Source organism: Caballeronia sp. SEWSISQ10-4 2 (assembly GCF_030464885.1).
Taxonomy (GTDB): Bacteria; Pseudomonadota; Gammaproteobacteria; order Burkholderiales; family Burkholderiaceae; genus Caballeronia.
Genome location: NZ_JALPRJ010000007.1, coordinates 151,582 through 172,845, shown reverse-complemented (window position 1 = coordinate 172,845; position 21,264 = coordinate 151,582). Strand labels below are relative to the sequence as shown.

Annotated in this window: 19 protein-coding genes; 11 read left to right on the top strand and 8 right to left on the bottom strand. The window is 60.9% G+C overall.

Going from position 1 to position 21,264, the window contains the following annotated elements:
• Window positions 1–77: 77 nt before the first annotated feature.
• From M0D69_RS07125 to M0D69_RS07110, 4 genes are all read right to left on the bottom strand, one after another.
• Window positions 78–1,682 (bottom strand): S10 family peptidase, encoded by a 1,605-nt coding sequence (locus M0D69_RS07125; RefSeq protein WP_301781347.1) that lies wholly within the window; start codon window positions 1,680–1,682, stop codon window positions 78–80.
• 85 nt (window positions 1,683–1,767) lie between these two features.
• Window positions 1,768–3,387 carry a protease pro-enzyme activation domain-containing protein gene (locus M0D69_RS07120; RefSeq protein ID WP_301781346.1) on the bottom strand — a complete coding sequence of 540 codons (1,620 nt, stop codon included), beginning with the start codon at window positions 3,385–3,387 and terminating at the stop codon, window positions 1,768–1,770.
• A 195-nt stretch (window positions 3,388–3,582) separates the two neighbouring features.
• Window positions 3,583–4,143 carry a DUF488 family protein gene (locus M0D69_RS07115; protein ID WP_301781345.1) on the bottom strand — a complete coding sequence of 187 codons (561 nt, stop codon included), beginning with the start codon at window positions 4,141–4,143 and terminating at the stop codon, window positions 3,583–3,585.
• A gap of 42 nt (window positions 4,144–4,185) precedes the next feature.
• Window positions 4,186–4,617: a GFA family protein gene (locus tag M0D69_RS07110; protein ID WP_301781344.1), complete on the bottom strand. Its 432-nt coding sequence runs from the start codon at window positions 4,615–4,617 to the stop codon at window positions 4,186–4,188.
• Window positions 4,618–4,775: 158 nt separating this feature from the next.
• On the opposite strand from M0D69_RS07110, the gene M0D69_RS07105 reads away from it, so the two are divergent.
• The 7 genes from M0D69_RS07105 to M0D69_RS07075 all read left to right on the top strand — a co-directional run bounded on the left by M0D69_RS07105 (window position 4,776) and on the right by M0D69_RS07075 (window position 12,646).
• On the top strand, window positions 4,776–6,089 hold the full coding sequence (locus tag M0D69_RS07105; RefSeq protein ID WP_301781343.1) for an inositol monophosphatase: 1,314 nt from the start codon (window positions 4,776–4,778) through the stop codon (window positions 6,087–6,089).
• Complete coding sequence (locus M0D69_RS07100; protein WP_301781342.1) at window positions 6,079–6,603, top strand: isochorismatase family protein; 525 nt, start codon at window positions 6,079–6,081, stop codon at window positions 6,601–6,603. Before M0D69_RS07105 ends, M0D69_RS07100 begins: the two co-directional genes overlap by 11 nt.
• Before the next feature lie 212 nt (window positions 6,604–6,815).
• Window positions 6,816–7,616, top strand: a complete 801-nt coding sequence (locus M0D69_RS07095; RefSeq protein WP_301781341.1) for a transporter substrate-binding domain-containing protein — start codon at window positions 6,816–6,818, stop codon at window positions 7,614–7,616.
• 380 nt (window positions 7,617–7,996) lie between these two features.
• Entirely contained in the window at window positions 7,997–8,710 is a 714-nt protein-coding gene (locus M0D69_RS07090; protein WP_301781340.1) for a 2Fe-2S iron-sulfur cluster-binding protein, read from the top strand.
• Between the two features lie 9 nt (window positions 8,711–8,719).
• Window positions 8,720–9,709 (top strand): xanthine dehydrogenase family protein subunit M, encoded by a 990-nt coding sequence (locus tag M0D69_RS07085; protein ID WP_301781339.1) that lies wholly within the window; start codon window positions 8,720–8,722, stop codon window positions 9,707–9,709.
• On the top strand, window positions 9,706–11,934 hold the full coding sequence (locus M0D69_RS07080; RefSeq protein WP_301781338.1) for a xanthine dehydrogenase family protein molybdopterin-binding subunit: 2,229 nt from the start codon (window positions 9,706–9,708) through the stop codon (window positions 11,932–11,934). The genes M0D69_RS07085 and M0D69_RS07080 overlap by 4 nt, the downstream gene beginning before the upstream one ends.
• A 124-nt stretch (window positions 11,935–12,058) precedes the next feature.
• Window positions 12,059–12,646, top strand: coding sequence for a nucleotidyltransferase family protein (locus M0D69_RS07075; protein WP_301781337.1), 588 nt, complete (start codon window positions 12,059–12,061; stop codon window positions 12,644–12,646).
• 57 nt (window positions 12,647–12,703) lie between these two features.
• On the opposite strand, the gene M0D69_RS07070 is transcribed toward M0D69_RS07075, so the two are convergent.
• Window positions 12,704–13,396, bottom strand: coding sequence for a glycosyltransferase family 2 protein (locus M0D69_RS07070; protein ID WP_301781336.1), 693 nt, complete (start codon window positions 13,394–13,396; stop codon window positions 12,704–12,706).
• Window positions 13,397–13,708: 312 nt separating this feature from the next.
• Between M0D69_RS07070 and M0D69_RS07065 the strand changes: the two genes are divergently transcribed.
• The gene (locus M0D69_RS07065) at window positions 13,709–14,206 is read left to right on the top strand and encodes a hypothetical protein (protein WP_301781335.1); all 498 of its coding nucleotides are present in this window, start codon (window positions 13,709–13,711) and stop codon (window positions 14,204–14,206) included.
• Window positions 14,207–14,541: 335 nt separating this feature from the next.
• Window positions 14,542–14,721, top strand: coding sequence for a hypothetical protein (locus M0D69_RS07060; protein WP_301781367.1), 180 nt, complete (start codon window positions 14,542–14,544; stop codon window positions 14,719–14,721).
• 20 nt (window positions 14,722–14,741) lie between these two features.
• Here M0D69_RS07060 and M0D69_RS07055 read toward each other — a convergent pair whose 3' ends face one another.
• Window positions 14,742–16,025, bottom strand: coding sequence for a sugar efflux transporter (locus tag M0D69_RS07055; RefSeq protein ID WP_301781334.1), 1,284 nt, complete (start codon window positions 16,023–16,025; stop codon window positions 14,742–14,744).
• An 856-nt stretch (window positions 16,026–16,881) separates the two neighbouring features.
• On the opposite strand from M0D69_RS07055, the gene M0D69_RS07050 reads away from it, so the two are divergent.
• Entirely contained in the window at window positions 16,882–17,574 is a 693-nt protein-coding gene (locus tag M0D69_RS07050; RefSeq protein WP_301781333.1) for a glycine zipper 2TM domain-containing protein, read from the top strand.
• 577 nt (window positions 17,575–18,151) lie between these two features.
• Here the strand turns inward: M0D69_RS07050 and M0D69_RS07045 are convergent.
• Complete coding sequence (locus tag M0D69_RS07045) at window positions 18,152–18,406, bottom strand: hypothetical protein (RefSeq protein ID WP_301781332.1); 255 nt, start codon at window positions 18,404–18,406, stop codon at window positions 18,152–18,154.
• Between the two features lie 691 nt (window positions 18,407–19,097).
• On the opposite strand from M0D69_RS07045, the gene M0D69_RS07040 reads away from it, so the two are divergent.
• Window positions 19,098–20,642 (top strand): methyl-accepting chemotaxis protein, encoded by a 1,545-nt coding sequence (locus M0D69_RS07040; protein WP_301781364.1) that lies wholly within the window; start codon window positions 19,098–19,100, stop codon window positions 20,640–20,642.
• Window positions 20,643–20,748: 106 nt separating this feature from the next.
• Here M0D69_RS07040 and M0D69_RS07035 read toward each other — a convergent pair whose 3' ends face one another.
• A complete protein-coding gene (locus M0D69_RS07035; protein ID WP_301781331.1) occupies window positions 20,749–21,243 on the bottom strand; it encodes a nucleoside deaminase in 495 nt (164 codons plus the stop codon).
• Between the last annotated feature and the right edge of the window lie 21 nt (window positions 21,244–21,264).

Below are 21,264 nucleotides of genomic sequence, written 5' to 3'. Positions count from 1 at the left end.
GCGGTCCCGATGCGCGTTCAACATGCGTTCGTGTTCCGATCGCAACTTGCATTCCCCCGATACCCCTAAAACAACTGCTAGGCTTTCTTGCGTTGCTGCAGCGCGCGTATGCGCCCCATGGCTTCGTGATTGGTCGTGGCGGCGGTGTACATCGTCGCGAGGTCCGCCTTCAATTGCGTGCGCGAGCCGCCGTCAAGATAGATCATGTGGCCCGACGGATAGAACTTCGCCGATAAATTCTCGCGCACGGTTTTATCGATGAGCGGCATTTGCTGGAGGTCCAGCACGGTCTGGTAGAACGGCGTCACGAAGTCGTAGTAACCATTCGCCGACAACACCTTCAGGTCGATGTTGAGCGCCATCACCGCAGCCAGGTCGCCGGCCGTGTAGAGAATGATGTTGCCCTTGTCGTCCATGCCCTTTTCAGCGCCTGTCGGGTCCTTATGATGAAAGTCCCAATTGAGAAATGCCTGGTCGTTGAGATCCGTGAACGACGACGTGGACGTGAACTTCAACTGCTCGTTCAGGTACTCGTTCCACATGGCGGTGTACACGCCGGTCACGGCCGTCATGGTGGGATCGTTGCCCCCGGAATTCGGATCGATCTTGCCCGCGATGCCCGTTGAAATGGCTGTCACGCGACCGTCATACGAACCTAGCGCCACACCTTTCGACTTCAGCAGCGTGGTGAGAAACAGCGAGTTGCCGCGGCTGTCGTAGGAGGCAATGTCCAGGCTCCACGCAATCAGCGTGGCTTTGTCGATGCCCGTGTATTCGGAAAGCTTCTCCACGGTGTCGTTGTCGGTCTGCGGGAATTTACGCAGCGCCGCGATGTAATCCGTGCGCGCAAACTGCGCCACTTCTTCGGAGAAAGCCAGCAGATCCGTAGGGCGCGGATGCACACCTAGCTTTCGATGAAACCACGCATCGGCGGCAGCGGTCGGCAATGCCCCCACCGGATTGCCGGCCTGGGTGTAATCGAGAATCGACGACTGCAGCGTGACGCCGTTCAGGTCCACGCCGTCCTCATGCAAGAGGTACGCAAGCACGCAACTGCGCGCGGTGCCGTACGACTCGCCGTACAGGAATTTCGGCGAATTCCAGCGGTTGTTTTTCGTCAGGAAGCGCTTGATGAATTGCTTGATGGAATTCGCGTCCTGGTCGACACCCCAGAAATCGCGGTTCTTGTTCGGCGCAATGGCTGCCGAATAACCCGTGCCGACCGGGTTGATGAACACGAGATCGCTCTTGTCCAGCAGGCTGTCCGGGTTGTCCTCCATCTGGTACGGCGCGGGTGGCGTGAAGTCGGGTGTCGCGGTCTTGATGCGTTTCGGCGCGTAGGACCCAAGCAACACGAATACCGCTGACGACCCCGGCCCGCCGTTATAAAAAAACGTGACCGGACGCGATTCTTCCGTCTGGTTGTCCTGCGTGAACGCAACGTAGAACAGCTTTGCCTCGGGCTTGGAACTGCTGGGATCGACGATCACCAGATGGCCGGCGGTCGCCGTGTAGTCGATCTTCTTGCCGCCAATGACCGCCGAGTGATGCGTGATGGCTGCACTTTCGTCGGTCAGGGTGGCGTCGATGGAATCGTCGGGACCGTTGCCATACGGGGTGGGATCGAAGTAAGGCTGATCCCGCGTGGTCGAAGTTTTTGCCGCTGAACTGGAGTTCGTCATGATTGCTTCCTTGCCGGTGTTGTTGGAGTTCTCGCCTGGCCCATCGTCAATGCACTATCAAAACTCAACTACTCAACTAAAACCACTACTTCAGCGCAGCCGCCACTTGCGCGCCGTCCGGACTACCCAGTCCGGTGCAGGCATCCCAGCCAACCGTCGCCTCGAAGCTGCCGTTGTTTCCCTGCGTGATGTCGTGGCCCGCGGTCTTCGCCCCGTACAGCTTCGGGTTGAGGAAACCCGCCGGCTTGCCCGCCGCCGCGTTGATCCGGGCGATGAGCCCTGCCCATAGCGGCGCGACCGCGCTCGTGCCGCCCACTACGGTCTGCGTCCCGCCGATGATTACATCGTAGCCGGTGAGCGGCGAGGCGTCTCCGGCGACATCGGGCACGCCGCGTTTGGTCAGCGCCGACTTCGCTCCACTGACACGCGTCACGCTCAAACCCTCCTGCCACACGGGCAGCGCAAACGCAGCGCTCACTCCGCCACCGCCCGCACCGCCCTGGTCGCCGTCGTTCCACACCACTTCGCTGCCGATCCCCTTGGCCGTTGCCCTCAGTTGGGTCCCACCGCACGCCAGCACATAAGGGCTCGAGGCCGGAAAGTCCACATGGTCGAGGCCGTCCGCGGCGCCGTCGTTGGACCCGCTGTCGCCGGAGGCCGCGCACACGGTCACGCCCAGTGCCGCGGCGGATTGCAGCACTTCGTTGAACGCAGTTTGCGACTGCGACGTCCAGTTGGTTTCCGGGCCGCCCCAACTGATCGAGATGACCGACGGTTTGTTGGTATCGTCGTGGATCGCGCGATTCACAGCGTCGATAAAACCCGCGTCGCTGTTCGTCGTGAAATATACGGCGATGCGCGCGCCCGGCACGATCGCACCGACAATCTCGATATCCAGCGTCACCTCGCCGTCCGGCCCGTTCGGGTTGCCGGTAGGCGCGTTGTTAGCCTGATCAACGCCGACGGCGACCACCTCCGGCCTGGCCACGCCCAGTTGCGAAAAATATGCGCTCAGGTCGCTTTCGTTATACCCCCCGCCCAGTTCGATAATGCCGACGCACTGGCCACTGCCGTCGCCGTCGGGAAAGTCGTAGAGCCGCGCCAGATCGAGCGGCGTGTACGACGTGCTCGACCCGCTGCGCGCCGTCTTGAACGGCGGCCGGAAGCGGAAATGCGGCCGCGCCTGCGGGCGGCTGTCGAGACCCAGCACGGCCGTCACCGCGTCCTTCATGTCTTCCGGCACGTTCACCGGCCCCGTGCGCCCGCGATACTCGCCGACCGCATGATGTTCGAAGCGCTCCAGCTTGACGCCAAAGGCCGCGCTGAACTGGGCGATGGTGCCGGACAGCACCACGCTGCGCGAGCCGGCGTCGGCGCGCACCACGTTCAATCCGTGTGCCTTCGCGAAGGCTTCGATCGTGGCCACATCCGCTTCCGATGCCCCGAAGCGCTTGCCAAATTCCTCGCGCGAGACGGGCACGGCGTCGGCGGCGCCTGCGTTGATCTTGTCCATCAACTGGCGGAATGCGTCCTCGTTTTGCCGCCGAAGCATCACCACCACTTCGATTTTTTCGTCCGGATTGCATGCCCCAAGGGAACGCGCGCCGTCGGGTTGCGACTTGTCACTGCCGGGTAGTGGATGGGTGGGATGGGTGGGATGGGTGGGATGGGTGGGATGGGTGGGATGGGTGGGAAGTTTGCTCATGGATTCAGGCTCCTTGCTGGTACGGGAAAATTCGTGTCGCGTGGATTCGGGGGTCGAGATGAGTTACAAGCGATTCCCTCGATTCCAGGAGATCTCTGCTTGCATCAGCCTGTTATCCGACACCCTGCGACGTTCGCAGTTCCAGCACAAGCAAACGATTGCTTTTCTGCTTATGCAACGGTTTGGACGAGGCTGTCAATTCGGCGTCGCCCGCGCCTTTGCGTCCGGGCCAGGGTAGATCACGGTGCCGTCGGCCTGCAGCTGCGCTTGCGGCGTGAGCGTCGCGGGCCTGACCTGATGCGGGCCCATGATGTGCAGCACGGTCTCGCCGCGCACGAGCAGATAATCCGCTAGGATCCGCCGATGGCACCGCCACCACACCGCTTCCGAGCACATGATCGCGCAGCGCCGCGCGCGGCCGATGTCGAGCAGTTGATCGAATCCTTCGCGGAAGGGTTCACCCAGCGCGTAGTCGGCGTAATTGCGGAACGCCGGATGGGTCCAGTAGGCGTTGGGCGACGGCTCGTCCGCGTTGCGCTTGCCGCGCCGCCCGCCCAGCGCTGCGATGTGCACATATCCAAAACCCTCTGCACTCAGCGAAGCCGGAAACGTGTCCAGGTTGAATTGCGGATTGGTCCGCGATTTCGGAATGCTGCGGACATCGACCAGGACGTCGATCTCGCTTTCTCTCAGCAGGCCGGTAAATTCCGGCAGCGGACGGGTCGAATGGCCGATGGTGAAAAAAGGCGCATTCATGCAGCAATCTCCATGCAGCAATCCCGCGATCCCGCACGCTCGTCAGGACCGGTCTTCCGGATATTCCCGCCGGCCGTCGCCGGACAACCACGGCTCACGGCGGATGCACCAGAGTTCGTAGGTCGGCTTGAGGAAACCGGTTTCATCGAATGCGCCGATCGGCAGGTCGATTTCGTCATTGTTGACGTACGCGATATAGGCCACCGATCCACATACCGGGCAGAAGTGGCGCCGGGCGTCGGCGGAACTCTGCCAGGCTTTCGTCGCGCCCGACATGGTGACCTGCTCCTCCAGATAGACCGCGTACGCGCCAAACGCCGAACCGTGCACCTTGCGGCACGTCATGCAATGACAAAGGCCGACGCGATTCGGCCCCGCCGACGCCGTAAAGCGCCATGCACCGCACGCGCAGCCACCTTCATGACGGGTGTCCTCCCGGGTTTCCTCGTGTGTCTCCTGATTACTGCCGTTCATCGCGACCTCCTTATAATCTGGTATCTGTTATCTATTGGATTGGACGAAGCACAGCCTTGTAGCAATCGTAGTAGCAACCTGCGCGCCGCATCGATTCTAAAAGTGTAAATAGCGTGGTTTTGCTACGATGACACCCCCACGAGACGGAGATGGCACTCATGAAGCACCTATCCCTGCTGGCTCTGCTCCCTACCGGCGCCACCGCGGTTACCACGGCGACCGGGCCACACGCAGCGCCGGGCGCCACCGATCTCGCGGCCCACGTGCTGTCGCACGAACGTTTCGACGCCGCCGCGAACGCGCCGTCGCCGCGCACGGATTACAAAAACGTGCACGTCGCGGATGTCATGACCGACGAGTACGTGTTCCCGCTCGGAGACACCGGTAAGTCGATCGTGCTGTCCGGTTATCAGATTGCGGCCGGATTTCTCGCCGAACGCGCCGCCGACGAATGGCTCGAACTCGCGCGCCAGCAACACGCGGCGGCGGGAGGCGCGGCGGACGACGGCACGCGGCATGTGCCCGATCCCGCTGAAGCCGATCAATTGATGGATCGCGCGCTCGAATCCGCCGAGCGCATTCTTGCGCCGTTCGAAACTGCGCCGGTCGCATCGCTATTCGAAACGCATTACCGCGGCGGACGCGAATTCCTGCGCTTGAGCTGGGAGGGCTTGCCGGAAGACCTCGTGCCTAAGTCGCGACGGCCAGCGGTGGCGCTGACAGCTGCCGGGGCGTTGGCGCCTGCTTCGGTGAAACAGGACTACGACCCGTACGGGCTGGAAGGCACGAGCGATTACGACGTCGACAAGCCATTGGCCTATCGGGAAAAGATCGGCCCGTTCCTGCTGACCATGACGTATCGACATGAATATCCCCAGGTCGACGATGAACGGCTCGGCACCGCGTTCGCCGTGTTTCATGAAGCGGGCACGGACATCGTCGCGGCGGCGGTCGAGTTGAAACTCGTGAAGGTGCCGCCCATCCAGAGCAGCGCGGACCTCGTGTATGTCCTCGATACCTACTCCGGCGAGATGCTTTCCCTTGCGCTGGCAGCAACCGAAGCGCTCGGGCCTGAGCGCCTGTGCAGCGTGTTCAGCACGTATCGGGTGGTGTATATCAGCATGTGGGAAGTGAGGAAACCGTGGCGCGGCGAGGGTCTGGGCGTTGCGTTGCTGCGCGAGGCGTTGCAACGGCTGCCCGCCGATTCCGACGGCCGTCCCGACGCATTGTGCGTTGCCCCCGAGCCGTATCAGACCGAGGCGCGATATCTTGAACAGTTGCCGCCCGCGTTGCGCCGCGAACTCGATGTGCCTGCTCAGAGGCTCAACCAGCATCTGTCGGAATGGCTGGATCGTGCAAACCTGCCGAACCTGAAAACGCATTTTTTCATCCCGATGGCGAAACACGAAGGCATTGGATCCGCGGGGGAAAACGCCCGGCTGATCGATCGGATCATGGAAAGTGAAGCCTGATCCTGTGCTGGTCGTCATCGATATGCAGGCGAAATTGATGCCGCATATCGATAACGGCGCGGCCGTGCTGAAGCGTTGTGTTGCGCTTGTGAAAGCGGCCGATCTGCTCGATATCCCGGTGCTCGTCACCGAGCAGAATCCGCGTGGACTTGGTCCGAGCGTCGATGGCTTGATTGGCGAGCGGCATCGCGTGATCGAGAAGGAGTCGTTCGACGCAACGCTGTGCCCGGACTTCGTGGCTGCGTTGCCGTCGAAGGAGACGGTGCTGTTCGTGGCCGGTTGCGAAGCGCACGTCTGCGTGTTGCTGACCGTGACCGGATTGCGGAGGCTAGGCTATACGGTGGAACTGATCGCCGATGCAGTCGGTTCACGCGCGCCGGAGAATAAGGCAATTGCGCTCGCGAGAGCACAGCACGAAGGCGCGCTCCCTACTACAACCGAAAGCACGATCTTCGGTTGGCTGGGAAGCTGCCGGCATCCTCGGTTCAGGGACGCGTTGGCGCTGGTCAAGTAGCGGATTCAGGTGGCCACGCGACCCGCGGTGGTGTTGATAAAAGCCAATCTGCAACCGGCCCGCGAGCCATGCACACCGATCATGGCTGGCATGAGGATATTTCGATTGTTGCGGCTTTTTGGCCTGCCTAGAGTGCTTTCACGCGTACGGTCACGTAGCGCTCCGGGAGATCGAATACCCGCTCTCCGACTTTTCTGCTCAAGGCCACCATCATGACGACTCGTCTTTCCCGCCTTGCCCGGCGCCTCTTCGTGGCCGCCGCTTTCGCCGTGCCATTAGCGGCCATGACTACTTTCGCCCACGCGGACGCCCTCGATACCGTGCAAAAAAACGGTGTAATCCGGGTTGGCGTGTTCATGGACTATCCGCCGTTCGGCTCGATCGGTCCGGACATGAAACCGCAGGGCTATGACATTGAAATGGCCGACTATCTGGCCAAGACGATGAAGGTCAAGGTCGACCTTGTGCCGATCACCGGCGAGAACCGCATGGCTTATCTCGCGACCGGCAAGGCTGACGTGCTGCTGAGCGTGGGCCAGACGCCGGAGCGCGAGAAAATTCTCGATTTTTCGCGGCCGTACGCGCCGTACTATCTCGCCGTATTCGGACCGAAGGCGTTGCCGGTGAAGAGCGAGAAGGACCTGGCGGGCAAAACGATATCGGTTGCACGCGGCACGCTGGAAGATCTGAGCGTGACGAAGGTCGCACCGCCGGACGCGACGATCAAACGTTTCGATGACCCCAACGGCGCTATTTCCGCGTTTCTGTCCGGACAGGTTCAGTTGATGGTGGTGGGTAACGACGTGGGCGCAACGATCATCGCGCGTAATCCGCCGATCGCACCCGAACAGAAATTCCAGCTTTTTAGTTCACCCGATCATGTTGCCGTGAACAAGGGCGAAACGCGTTTGCTGAAGGAAGTCGATGCGGCTGTGTTGAAAGCGAAGAACGATGGCACGTTAAACAAGCTTTCGACAAAGTGGCTCAAGGCTCCGTACCCGAGCGATTTGTAAACAAAGCTTGGGGTTAAGCTTTCAGTTTAAAAACTGCCGCCGTGAGGTGGCAGTTTGCGTTTCTGGCTTCGGTTTTATACCGCTAATTTCAACCGCGTAAGGTGAACAAGGCCAGCCGCGAGCACCCCGCCGCAAGCACCCCGAATTACCAATGAATGTAGCCCTTACCTGCAACTCCGAACGGCAAACACCCTAGGAGCGCTCCATTCATGGATGGCATTGGATTTGCTAACTCCGTTCGTCTCCGTTCGCCTCATTGCCTTGCGCCCCGCAACGCCCAAGCGAATGGTGTCAGCGCCTCCGTTAGCCGACACGCCACCCCCCAGACGCGTCCAGCGAACACAGCGCTAACCCGATCGAGCGAGGAGCCTCATATCGCCATGCGCCACATCAACGTCCCCCGCAACAGCAACGCAGACCCCGAATCATTCGAAGCAATAAAACCGTCCCGACGCAAGTTCCTGCAATCCACAGTGGCAGCGGTGACCGTTTCCGCCGCGCCGCTGGTTCATGCGCAGCAACCGGCAACGACATCGGCACCGCCGCCATCGTCATCACCCGGCACAGCCGCCCCACTCATGCCCGTGAAGCTGACCATCAACGGCCATGCTTACGAAATGCAACTCGAAGCACGCACGACCCTGCTCGATGCATTGCGCGAATACGCCAGCCTGACCGGCACGAAGAAAGGCTGTGATCGAGGTCAATGCGGCGCCTGCACGGTGATTGCAAACGGCCGCCGCATCAACTCATGCCTGACGCTCGCCGTCATGCATGAAGGCGAATCGATCGTGACCGTGGAAGGACTTGCCAACACCCAGACGCTCAGCCTCAGTCCGATACAAAAAGCTTTCATCGATCACGACGCCTTCCAGTGCGGTTTCTGTACGCCCGGCCAGCTGTGTTCGGCAACGGCGCTGATCGATGAATTCCGCGCCGGCGATGCCAGCGCCGTGACCGCCGATGTGCGCTTGCGCCCGCCCCAACTCTCCGACGATGAAATCCGTGAGCGCATGAGCGGCAATATCTGTCGCTGTGGCGCGTATCCGAACATCGTCGCGGCGGTTAAAACCGTCGCGCTCGTCAAAGCCTAGGAGCGCCGCATGGATGCCATTTCTTACGAACGCGCAACCGATGTCGGCGCGGCGATCAAGGCAGCGCAGCAGCCAGGTGTTGCGTTCATCGGCGGCGGAACGAATCTGCTCGACCTCATGAAAGGCGGTGTGGCGCGACCGATGAAGCTCGTCGACATCACGCATATCGCCGGCTTGAACACGGTCAGCGAATTACCCGACGGCGGCTTGCGGATCGGGGCGCTCGTGCGCAATAGCGACGCCGCCAATCACACATGGATTCGCGAGCGTTATCCGCTGTTATCGCAGGCGTTTCTCGCGGGCGCATCGGCGCAGTTGCGCAACATGGCAACGGTCGGCGGCAACCTGATGCAACGCACGCGCTGTTATTACTTCTACGACACCGGCTTTCCCCAGTGCAACAAACGCACGCCCGGCAGCGGCTGCGCCGCGATTGAAGGCAACAGCCGCATTCACGCGATCCTGGGTGCGAGCACGCAATGCATTGCGACGAATCCATCCGATATGAACGTCGCCCTCGCCGCACTCGATGCCATCGTGCACGTGAACGGCCCTCAAGGTGAACGCACGATTCCGTTCGCGGAGTTTCATCGGTTACCGGGGGATCATCCTGAAGTCGATACCACGCTGCAAGCCGGTGAACTGATCACGTCCGTCGATCTGCCGGCGCCGCTCTTCGCCCAGCATTCGCACTATCTGAAGGTGCGTGACCGCGCGAGCTATGCGTTCGCGCTCGTGTCGGTCGCCGCCGCATTGGAGATGGACGGCAACACCGTGAGGACGGCGCGTATCGCGCTTGGCGGCGTCGCGCATAAACCATGGCGCGCGAGCGCAACCGAACAGGCGCTCAACGGCCAGCCGCTATCGAACGATACGTTGCGCAGCGCCGCGGCGCTTGCCGTTCGCGACGCGCGGAGTTATCGCGAGAACGGTTTCAAGATCGAACTGGCGCAGCGCGCGATCGTGCGCGCGGTGTCGACAGCAGGAGGTATGGCATGAGTGTTCTCGGACAACCGCTCGACCGCACCGACGGTCTTCTTAAAGTCACGGGCCAGGCTAAATATTCCGCCGATAACCCCGAAGCCAAGCTCGCATATGCCGTGCTGGTCACGAGCACGATCGCGCATGGCAGGGTTGCATCCATCGATACCACGCGCATACAAGCCATGCCCGGTGTGCTGCTCGTGATGACGCACGAAACCGCGATGCACCTCCCGAACGGCGGTAAACCGGATGCCTCGCCGCCGGCCGTGCGCAGACTGTCGCTGTTGCAAAACGATGAAGTGCGTTACAGCAACGAGCCGGTGGCGGTGGTCGTCGCCGATACGCTGGAACGTGCAACCGATGGCGCCCGCAAACTCCAGGCATCGATTCGTTACGAAACCGCGACGTCGAACACGGACTATCAGCGCGCGAAAAGCACGGCGTACCAGCCGGAAAAAATGATGGGCCGCCCGATCAACACGCAGCGCGGCAATGTGGCCGCCGGTCTTCGACAAGGCCCCACTCGCCTCGATGCCGTCTACACCACGCCCTATGAACATCATAATCCAATGGAGCCTCACGCCACGCTTGCCCGCTGGGACGGCCCGAACCTCACCCTCTACGATGCAACGCAAGGCGTCTCCGGTGCGCGCGGCGCGGTCGCTAAAATCCTCGGCATCAACGAAGAGAACGTGCGGGTGATCTGCCCGTTCGTCGGCGGCGGTTTCGGGTGCAAAGGCTCGGCGTGGTCGCACGTCGTACTCGCCGCGATGGCTGCGAAGCAGACCGGCCGGCCGGTGCGGCTCGTGCTGGAACGCCCGCAGATGTTCGGCATGGTCGGCAACCGGCCGTTCACGGATCAGCATATCCAGATCTCGGCACGCGACGACGGCACGCTGACCGGCATGCGTCACGACGTGATCTCGACCACCTCGACGTTCGAGGACTGGAACGAAAGCTCGGCCATCGTCACGCGCATGCTGTACGCCGTGCCGAACCAGGCAACCACGCACAAGCTGGTGAAACTCGATGTCGGCACACCGACGTTCATGCGCGCACCCGGCGAAACGAGCGGCTCGTTCGCGCTCGAATCCGCAATGGACGAAATGGCCTACCAGTTGAACATGGACCCGCTCGCATTCCGGCTGAAGAACTATGCCGAGATGGAACCGCAGGAAAAGAAGCCGTGGTCGGAGAAGTCGCTACGCGAGTGTTACAGAATCGGCGCGGAGAAATTCGGCTGGTCGCGGCGCAATCCCAGGCCGCGTTCCATGCGCGACGGCAACATGCTGATCGGTTTCGGCATGGCGACGGCGACGTATCCCGCGAACCGCAGCGCGGCATCGGCGATCGCGCGGATCTTGCCGGACGGCACGGCGATGGCCGCATCGGGCACGCAGGATCTCGGCACCGGCACTTATACGGTGATGACCCAGGTCGCCGCCGATGCGTTTGGCTTTCCCGTGGAGAAGGTCGACTTCGCACTCGGCGATTCATCGTTGCCGCACGCGCCGGTGTCGGGCGGTTCGCAGTCGGTGGCAAGCGTGTCGCCAGCGGTGCGCGAAGCGGCATCGCAGGCACGCGCCAAGTTGATCGCCATGGCGATAGCGGATTCGGGCTCGCCGCTAAGCGGGGGTTCCATCGACGATGTCACGGTCGACAACGGCTGGGTCATCAGTCGCGCCGATCCATCGAAACGCGATCCGGCGGCGGCGGTTATCGCGCGCAACGGCGGCAAACCGATCGAGGCGATCGCGTCCACCCAACCCGGCGATGAGAAACAGCAGTTCGCTTTTCACTCGTTCGGCGCAGTGTTCACGGAGGTTCACGTCGATGCCGACCTGGGAGCGATCCGCGTACCGCGCATCGTGGCGGTGTATGACGTCGGCAGCCTGCTCAACGAAAAGACTGCCCACAGCCAGTTGATGGGCGGGCTGGTGTGGGGCATAGGCTCGGCGCTGACCGAGAAGAGCGAACTCGATACGCGATATGGCCGCTACACGAACGCCAACCTTGCCGAGTATCACGTGCCGGTGAACGCCGATGTCGGGGTGCTCGACATCACCGTGCTGGGCAAACCCGATCCGCATATCAACTCGCTCGGGGCGCGCGGCATTGGCGAGATCGGCATTACGGGAGTGGCCGGATCGATCGGGAATGCCGTGTATCACGCGACCGGCGTGCGGGTGCGCGACCTGCCCATCACGCTCGACAAGGTGCTGCCGAAAACAACAATCTGATGTTTTGTTGCTCGAAAAACCGCGTGGCTGCATTCATATTGCTTGCCGCGCGGTTTTTTTTCGTGCTTGCGGCGTACCCTGCGGCTTGTCAAAATCGACGCTTCTTACTATCGGATAGCCGGCCATGAGTTATTCATCGAGCGCGACCGGCATTCTGCTCGCAGCCGGTTACGGTTCCCGCTTCGACCCGAGCGGACTTCACAACAAACTTCTCGCTACGCTTCCCGACGGCACCCCGGTCGTGTTTCAGTCCGCGCGCCGGTTGCTGTCGACGGTGTCGCGAGTGGTCGCGGTGGTACGGCCGGGGTCGGAGAAACTTGCGGAGGTATTGAACGAAGCGGGCTGCGACGTGATGTTTTCCATCGATGCCGAACGCGGCATGGGCGCGACGCTCGCCGCAGGGGTGCGTGCGACGCAAGACGCGGAGGGCTGGCTGGTGACGCTTGGCGACATGCCGTGGATCGAGTCGGGGACCATGGAAGTCATCGCGCGGTCGCTGGATGGAGGTGCGTCGATCGTGGCGCCGTTTTATCGCGGGCAGCGAGGGCATCCGGCGGGGTTCGGCGCCGTGCATCGGGAAGCGCTCAGCGCGCTCGACGGCGATGCCGGTGCGCGGGCGCTGTTCATGTCGGAGGCAGTGGAGCGTATCGACGTTGAAGATGCGAATATTCTCCGCGACGTGGATTTGCCAGGGGATTTACAGTTGCACTAAATGATGCTCTTGTTGCCCGCACCAATGACCCGGCGCGAGCGCCCCGGCAGCCGGCCTTCACGCGGCGATCTTGGCATCGGTCTCCGGTGCTGAAAAGCACCTTCGGCTCACATCGACTAGCGTCGCGCCAAACCCCTTCATCGCGCGAAAATCCGTGCGGGCGCTCGTGACCACCCTCGGCAAAGCGCTCCATGCAATCGACGCCCCATCGGCGATCAACGCCTCCACCAGCGCGACATCCTCGCTATGCTCGAGCGGCGCAAACCCGCCCACCCGCAAATAAGCCTCCGCCGATACCCCCATGTTCGCGCCATGAATGTGCCGATGACCATCGGCATCGGCATAGGTGCGCGCGAAATGTTCGCGCACGGCCGCGAGATGCGGCGACCAGTCGTGGACGGCAATCACGCCGCACACCGCATCGGTGCAGCAATCAAGCTGCCGGACCAGCCAGTCATCGGCGACGACGCTGTCCGCATCGGTGAACGCCAGCCAGCGTGCGCCAAGCGACAACGCGTGACGCGCTCCTTCCGCCCGCGCCACGCCGACATTGCGTGCGCTTACGGAGATCAGGTCGGCGCCGAGCGCGGCGGCGATGGCCGGGGTGTTGTCGGTGCAGTGATCGACGACAACGATCACCCGCACGTCTTCGCCCAGCAATTGATGATGGTTCGCCGCGCGTTTCGCCGCCGTCACGCACGCATCTATATGCGTCGCTTCGTTATGAGCCGGGATGATGATGCCAAGCATGTTGTTCTCTCCATTCGGATTTTCGGCGTCCGGATTGCCCGGACACGGTTGCCGAAGGCCACAGCAATGGCCATTCCCAGCGAATTGAAAGGTCAGCAGGCGCCTTGGGCAAAATGTGAACAACAAATATCGGGCGGCGTCGACGGCGGCGATGGCGACCCACCGGCCTCCCGCGCAGCGGCTCGGCGAAAGGCTGCAATATTTAGAGACCCAACTGAAACAACACGTAACCTGAGTCAACTTTCCTGAAAGCTTGGCGTTAACCCGTGGAGAGCGCCAACCCTGGCGACGATTTTCGAGGCAACCGACTCCATGGCCGCCCTTCCATTTTCAGTACTCCAGCAACGTCAACACAAACAAGGCCACGCGGCGCTTGTCCCGAGATCCGCCGGGCAACTCAAGGCGGAACATGACGGCATCGTCGGCCGCGCGCAGTTTTTCCTCTACACGACCATCGCGCTGGCTATCGCTGGCGTGATCACCGTCGCCGTGCTGCCGTTCTCGTCCATCCCCAACGAGCTCAGTTTCGGGGCTCAGGAAGTGGTAGGCGTCGCGGTGTTCGCGGCGTGCCTGTTCTTGCTGCACGAGCGCGCGGAACTCACGTTGCGGCTCTACAACTACGAACCCGTCGAACAGACCACCCAGGGCGAACTGCGTGCGCTGCTGCATCGCGTGCCGGAAGGTATTTCGTATCAGAACGCCCTCGCCGCCGACAACCGGACGTTCGTGACCGTGGAAGCGGAAGAAATTCGTCGTCGCGCCGATGCGTTCAAACCGCAGGCCGAAGGTCAGGAAGCAGCAGAATCCTGATCGCGGCGCATTGATCGGCCGCCGGCCGCCGGGCGCAATCGAGCTAATCGGCGCCTGTCGCATGAAAATCGCGTAGAAACCAAAATAAAAGCCACCGACCTTCGCGGGTCGGTGGCTTTTATTTTTTATGCGCGTGTGCCGAGCTTGAACGCGGCATTCTTTTAATTATCATCGAACGGGGGAACGCAAGCCCTCACGCGCGAACCATGGCCCGCATGACGCTCGCCGGGTATGACGTAAAAGACGCGCTTGCCGGGCCTGCCTTTCAGCCCGCATACGCCTATGCTGAAGTACGTGACATAAACGTTCGACTGCACAACACACAGAGGCGAGTCATGAAGCACGTGGACAACATCCAGTACATGAAATACGACATGCAGAGCAATCCCATTCCCGACCCGCTCGCCGACCCGAACCGCGATCCTGAAGCTGACCCGTTGTCACCACCGTCGCCGGGGCATCGGCCAGAGGAGCCGCAGCATCCCGACGCGCCGCCGGACGGTCATCCGGTTTAAATGATCGCGACCAACCCCGATTATGGCGCGGTTTCCGTAACGTCGATAACGGCAACCGCGCTGCCTGGAACACCAGGCTGCGCGGCTGGATCGAAGAAAATCTTCGCGCCGCGCTGATAATTAAAAATGAACAGCACGACCGATGCCGTCGACGCCAGCAGCACGCAGAACACAAACACCGCGCGATAACCCCACGTCGCCGCAACGAACCCCGATGCGACGCCTGCGAGCACGGAACCAGTGCGCATGGTGTTGAAAAACAGTGTGGTCGCGCGGGCCAAGGCGCCGGGCATCAGTTCCTGAAAGTACGACATCCCGAGACAAGACGTCACCGCGACTACAACGGCGTTGAGGATCTGCAGCGGCACGAGCACCCAAAGATTCGGCGCGAGCGCGATCCCGGCGAAATACACAATGTGGGACAGCGACGCGAACGCGATCATGTTCGCCTTGTTGATGCGCCGGGCCGCGCCGCCGAGCAGGAGCATCATCGGAATTTCGGCGAATGCGCCGAGGCCGACCATCTGCGCAACGTGTGCAGTTGTGCCGTGCAACTGATCGACGATCAGCACGGGCAGCATGATGGTCGCGATCGCCGAGCCCATGCCGATCAGCGTAAAACTCACCAGCGCCGCGTACACGTGCGCGTTTTTCGCTTGGCTCGGGATTTCGCTGCTGGTTTTATCGGCGGCTTCGTAGGTGTCGTAAGCCTCGGGCTCACGCATGCACAACACGATCAGTCCGGCCACCGCAAACGCGCCCGCCGCGGATAAAAACAGCCCGTTGAACCCGGACACGCCCAGCACGATCGCGCCGACCGCCGGACCGAACACCCACGCGCAGGACAGCGTGGTGCGCAAGGTCGCCATCGGCAATTCAGTGTGTTCGATACCTTCCGCGTGCAGCCTCGCTTTGCCGAACGTAAAAAGCTGCGGGAACACCGCCGCGCCGATGCTCAGGAACACGCAGCCGAAGATGGTCAGCAACACATAGTTGCGCGTGACGCACAGCAACGCATAACCCAGCGCCGATCCCGCAATGGACAGCAACACGATGCGTTTTTTATCGCTCCGGCGATCGGCGATACGTCCGAGATACGTACTCACGATCACGCTGCTCACCGCGGTCAGCGTCATGAAGATGCCGAGGCGAAGCGGCGTCATATGCGCCTCGGTCGCACCGAACAGCGACGTGTACGGCACGGCGAATGAGGAAGCGATGCCGGACAGGAACATCGCGAGTGAAATGCCGGGATAACCGGGAAGACGGATTAGCGCGAGGAAAGTCTTGAATACGGCGTTCATTGAAACTCACGTTGGCGGCCAGGGTCCGTCGCGCGGCGCTCCGTTCGAGCGAGAGAAGCGACGTTCAGCGGGCACTTAAACACGCGCCCACGTTTTTTTCAATGCCGTTTTCTTTTGGTTTCAGATTACCGAAGCGGGTTCTCGGATAAACGAAACCGATCTGGCGACTACAACGAATGGGCTCGGCCTGCTTTCGCCAAGGTTTTTTAAGTATCTCCGTCTACTCTTGTTCTAATGACTGTACGCAAACGCAAAAATGGACGATGAAACCGTTCAATGTCCGGCATGACTCTTTCGTCTGTATACGACCTGAAGTGCAAGGGTATTCGCCTCGTTATTTCCTTGGACCGGCGCAACGCCTCGCATGAACCGAGTGGCCCGGGAGACCATCATGAAACACTGTGTGTCGGCGGTAATCGCCGCTTCAATCCTGATCTTGCCCGCCGTGTCGTTTGCCGCCCAAGAGGATGGGCCAAGAGCGATGGAGCGCGTTGTTCAACAGAACCAGAAGTATGAAAGAAACCATCCGCGGCAATCGCCAACCGCCGGTAGCATCAATAGCGAGCGCAAGGCGGCGGATAAATCGGCGGTCGACCCTACGTCCAACGGGAACTCTCGCTAGCCCGGCGCCAGTGGATGCGCGCCCGCGCCGGACGCGTCACATTTCTCGCATCCCTGACCATGCGCGTTCGATAGCGAAGGGATCGAAGACCGCCAGTGCCTGCGATGACCAGGTGAGCATCGCACAAGCCCCGGTCATTGCTCCCACAATTGCTTACACATGTCACAAGCTGACGGTACACGTGCAATCCGGCAGGCGCGTTGTATAGGGACGCATCCACCCCTGGAGATCGCCGTGAGCGCCAATCCGAATCTGTCAGAGTCCCCCCGTAGCCGTATCCATCCGTTGATCGCAGCCGCCGCAGTAGCAGTCATTGTGGTCAGCGGCGTTGGCGTCGCTGCTTTGACCGGGATTCTCCCCTCGTCGAAGGCAGTTCCCGTCGCAGTGACCGCTCCCGCGCTTCTGGATACGCAACCCAACGATTCTTTGAACGGGTTGAAGCCCAATGCGCAGTCGCAAGCGCCAAGCGCAGCGCCGGCTCACCCCGTGACGCATCACCATTACGTAGCGCCCGTAGCGCCGCCGCAAAGCTATGCATCGAACGAAACCAATCGTGCGCCTGCCCGCCCGGCACTCCCCGCGGCCCCCGCCGTGGACCCCTATGCCGGCCAGGTCGTTTCCGTTAACGCGGTGAAGACTGCAGAACCGACCACGGGCCTTGGCGCCTTGGGCGGCGCTGTGCTCGGCGGCCTCGCAGGCACTCAGATTGGAAATGGGCGGGGACGGACGGCTGCAACCATAGTCGGCGCCCTTGGCGGCGGCTTGGCCGGCAACACGGTGGAGCATGCGGTGCACAAGGCAACCACCTACGACGTGCAAGTCCGGATGGAAGACGGTAGTTACAGGAACTTCAGTTACCAGACGGACCCGGGGCTCCAGGCCGGCCAGCGCGTGCATGTGTCAGGCGATTCGCTGACTGCGTCTTGAGGGTCTACGTTGGCGGAGCTTTGGGCTTTGGGCTTTGGGCTTTGGGCTTTGGGCTTTGGGCTTTGGGCTTTGATCGTCGTCATTAAGCAAACTGAACGCCGCAGCGAATGCGTTTCTTCCATGAGGATGAAGCGGCTTTGCAAAATCGCTGCGGCGTTTAATGCACGACCTTCATGCAAACAGGTGTCTAATCCTTTGCCAGAATGAAAATCGATGCGGGGGCGTGACTTCCGGCGACGATTCTTCGTCGGGATGAAAATGGACTTCCCGAACCTGCCGAACCTGTGAGACAAGCAGCCCGATGTACATAATAGTTCTCTCAATGTTGGACTTTTGATTTCACGGAGAGTCGGTAGCATCGAGTTCGAACGCGCATTTGCGCGCGGCGACATGTGGCTTACCCGCTTCCGCTAGTTAAGAGGCGTGGCGTATGAAGTGGTTTTGGTTTCTCGCATAACCCTCCTTTTTCTGCTTGTTCGTCGCCTTTACCGGGTGGCCAGCGATTCTCTTAATAACTGTACACCGATATAAGCATGCCGAACTATCGTCGCTGTTCACGTTGAATTCAACGCGCCGTTCAATGCTCCAGGAAACGTCCCAAAGTCATATTCGGCCGGTCGGATGCGGGCGGGAATACACACCAGCAGCCGTCGTCGTGGCGAAAGAAAAGTAAAGCGCGGGACCCGATCGGCAACAAGGTTTCGACACACACATAGCGCCTTCTGCCTGAACGCGTGCGGCTGAACTCGGTTACACGAACAGGTGTTGAAAGGCCGGGGGCCAGCCATTTGTCGACCTGCGTACGTAGCGAATATTCATGCGTGGATTTCATGTGCTGCTCCGGCAAACGATTCCTGCCCGACTTCGTCGCGCGCGGCCTTGACGCCGTCCGCGGTCTGCACCGTTTCTTCACTCGGGCTTTGATCTATCGTCCTGCTAGTCGCCGATGCCCTCAGTGCGCTGCACCGCGCCAAATGCCTTAAATCTGCAAGTTGAGCAACAAGCTGCCTAGCTGTCCTGCGCTTCATGACAAACCTCCCGCACCGCAACCCAAACTTGATAAAACACTTTAACTGTATGCCTGGATAGCCCGTTGTGGAGCGTTGTCGGCAAAATCGCAACAGTTTGTCGCTGAGAAAGGCATCGCCGGATTACTTACGGTGCCTTTGCAGCGACTGCCTGAATCAGCGGCTAATCGCGATACTTGTTTATCGGCACAAGGGGATTCGGACTTGAGCGTCGGCGATCGATGCGGAGGACGCTTTTTCAGGCAGGTTAAACCCTAGCGGAAACCGGCAAGCCTTCACCGGCGACATTGCGGGGCCACGCTAAGTCGTAGGCGACAGAACTTTCAATACTCACGCGTTAAAAACAACCATTACATTTCCTTCGCAAGGGTTTCCCACCCCTACATTCCGCCACCGCTTTGCCGTAAAGGAGTCAGGCATAGCGTTCGGCAGCGCCCGACGCCGCACATTAATCAGACGATTCAACAATAAGCGACGGCGGTAAACATGAAAAATATGACGTTGAACAAGAAGCTCGGATCGATGATCGCCGTGCTGTGGCTCGGACTGATCGCGATCGGAATCATCGGGGCGTGGCAAAGCCGCTCATCGACAATGAACGATCGGCGCGATCAACTGAGGGCGCTGGTGGCCCAGGGTATGAGCACCACGGCCCACTTCAAGAGTCTCGCCGAGAACAAGACGATCTCCGAAGACGAGGCGAAAAAGCGTGCTCTCGATGTGCTCGGGTCGATGCGTTACGGCACGGACGGCTACATCTCGGTCAATGATTCGCACTCCACGATGATCATGCATCCGATCAAGCCGGCCATGAACGGGCACAACTTCGCGAATTTCACCGACCCTGCCGGTAACAAACTCTTCGTCAATATTGTCAACGCTGCCAACTCGACACCCGAAGGGGGCTTCGTCCACTACATGTGGTCCAAGCCCGGCAGTAACACCGCCGTGCCGAAGATGAGTTTTGCCAAGTACTATGCGCCGTGGGACTGGGTCATCGTGACCGGCATGTACACCGACGACATCGACGCCGCGTTCTACGCGAGCGCATTCCGCTGGTTCGCGATTACGGCCGTGCTCGGCGTGCTCGCCTCGCTGGTGATGCTGCTGGTGTTACGCAGCATCAAGCGCGAACTCGGCGGCGATCCGGCGATTGCAGTCGGCGCGGCGCTGCGTATCGCACGCGGCGACCTGACCACGTATGTGCCGCTTGCCGACGGCGATTCTCATAGCCTGATGTTCGCGTTGAGCGAGATGCAAAGCGGTCTCGTGGAAACCGTCACGCGCGTACGGACCGGGACCGAGAACATCAACGTGGGGGCGTCGGAGATCGCAGCGGGCAATACCGACCTGTCGCAACGTACCGAGCAGCAGGCCGCCGCGCTCGTGCAGACCGCATCGAGCATGGACGAGATGACGGCGAACGTGAAGCAGAACGCCGACAGCGCCACGCAAGCCGCCAAGCTGGCGGGCGAAGCCGCCGATGTGGCCCAACGCGGCAGTGGCGTGGTCGAACAGGTCATTCACACCATGACGCGCATTACCGAAAGCTCGAAGCAGATTGGCGACATTATCGGCGTGATCGACGGGATCGCTTTCCAGACCAACATCCTGGCGCTGAACGCGGCTGTGGAAGCCGCGCGTGCCGGTGAGCAAGGACGCGGGTTTGCAGTAGTGGCCGCGGAAGTGCGCAGTCTTGCGCAACGCTCGGCGACGGCGGCGAAGGAGATCAAGGCGCTGATCGGGACGTCGACGGAAACGGTGAAGGAAGGCGCGTCACTAGTATCTAACGCCGGTGCAACGATGGGCGAAATTGTGAGTTCAGTGCGCCGCGTGAACAAGATCCTCGATGAAATCAGCCACGCTTCAAATGAACAGAGCGCGGGTATCGAGCAGGTGAACCGCGCGGTGGGTGAGATGGATCAGGTGACGCAGCAGAACGCCGCGCTGGTCGAAGAAGCGGCAGCGGCGGCACATTCGCTGAAGGATCAGGTCGATGTGCTGCGTGAAGCAATTGGGAGTTTTTCGCTGCCGGCTTGAGTGTCGAGTTGAGTGTCGAGTTGAGTGTCGAGTTGAGTGTCGAGTTGAGTGAAGGGGCCATTCGCATGGCCCCTGTCTCTGGTTTCGTCAGGTCCGTAAGCGCACGTTATTCACGCGTCCAAAACCCTTCATGCACAACCGCGGCTTCATCTTCTATAAGCGGTCCGACCACACTCACCGTCCTTTGTCCTCGCGCGAAAACATCGCGGCATGGTAACGAGAACGTCGGGTTCTCGGGGTGATCGCCGGTAATCTCCAGCAAGCGCCGCTCGGACATTGCATAGACCACGCGACCGATGTTGCACCAATAGATCGCGCCCGAGCACATGCAGCATGGCTCGGCATTCGTATAAAGCGTGCACTTCAGCAATTGCTCCGGCGACAAGTCTTTCGCCGCCTGCGCCGCCGCGCGCAGCTCAGCGTGCTGGGTCGGATCGCCCTGCGGCGGCATCGAATTGTTTCCCGCGCGCGCAACCATGTGACCGTTTTCATCGGCGATAAGCGCAGCGAACGGATGTCGTCCGTCACGCTTCGACCTCTCCGACAACGCGATAACCTCGCGCAACAGCGCCATATCGCGTTCGCTTGCGTGTTCGTTCATGATCTTCGTCCCCTTGAAAAG

What these genes read in the sequence shown, in the direction of transcription:
- M0D69_RS07125 (WP_301781347.1), bottom strand. Translation starts at nt 1,682, where the DNA reads ATGACGAACTCCAGTTCAGCGGCAAAAACTTCGACCACGCGGGATCAG.
- M0D69_RS07120 (WP_301781346.1), bottom strand. Translation starts at nt 3,387, where the DNA reads ATGAGCAAACTTCCCACCCATCCCACCCATCCCACCCATCCCACCCAT.
- M0D69_RS07115 (WP_301781345.1), bottom strand. Translation starts at nt 4,143, where the DNA reads ATGAATGCGCCTTTTTTCACCATCGGCCATTCGACCCGTCCGCTGCCG.
- M0D69_RS07110 (WP_301781344.1), bottom strand. Translation starts at nt 4,617, where the DNA reads ATGAACGGCAGTAATCAGGAGACACACGAGGAAACCCGGGAGGACACC.
- M0D69_RS07105 (WP_301781343.1), top strand. Translation starts at nt 4,776, where the DNA reads ATGAAGCACCTATCCCTGCTGGCTCTGCTCCCTACCGGCGCCACCGCG.
- M0D69_RS07095 (WP_301781341.1), top strand. Translation starts at nt 6,816, where the DNA reads ATGACGACTCGTCTTTCCCGCCTTGCCCGGCGCCTCTTCGTGGCCGCC.
- M0D69_RS07090 (WP_301781340.1), top strand. Translation starts at nt 7,997, where the DNA reads ATGCGCCACATCAACGTCCCCCGCAACAGCAACGCAGACCCCGAATCA.
- M0D69_RS07085 (WP_301781339.1), top strand. Translation starts at nt 8,720, where the DNA reads ATGGATGCCATTTCTTACGAACGCGCAACCGATGTCGGCGCGGCGATC.
- M0D69_RS07080 (WP_301781338.1), top strand. Translation starts at nt 9,706, where the DNA reads ATGAGTGTTCTCGGACAACCGCTCGACCGCACCGACGGTCTTCTTAAA.
- M0D69_RS07075 (WP_301781337.1), top strand. Translation starts at nt 12,059, where the DNA reads ATGAGTTATTCATCGAGCGCGACCGGCATTCTGCTCGCAGCCGGTTAC.
- M0D69_RS07070 (WP_301781336.1), bottom strand. Translation starts at nt 13,396, where the DNA reads ATGCTTGGCATCATCATCCCGGCTCATAACGAAGCGACGCATATAGAT.
- M0D69_RS07065 (WP_301781335.1), top strand. Translation starts at nt 13,709, where the DNA reads ATGGCCGCCCTTCCATTTTCAGTACTCCAGCAACGTCAACACAAACAA.
- M0D69_RS07060 (WP_301781367.1), top strand. Translation starts at nt 14,542, where the DNA reads ATGAAGCACGTGGACAACATCCAGTACATGAAATACGACATGCAGAGC.
- M0D69_RS07055 (WP_301781334.1), bottom strand. Translation starts at nt 16,025, where the DNA reads ATGAACGCCGTATTCAAGACTTTCCTCGCGCTAATCCGTCTTCCCGGT.
- M0D69_RS07045 (WP_301781332.1), bottom strand. Translation starts at nt 18,406, where the DNA reads ATGAAATCCACGCATGAATATTCGCTACGTACGCAGGTCGACAAATGG.
- M0D69_RS07040 (WP_301781364.1), top strand. Translation starts at nt 19,098, where the DNA reads ATGACGTTGAACAAGAAGCTCGGATCGATGATCGCCGTGCTGTGGCTC.
- M0D69_RS07035 (WP_301781331.1), bottom strand. Translation starts at nt 21,243, where the DNA reads ATGAACGAACACGCAAGCGAACGCGATATGGCGCTGTTGCGCGAGGTT.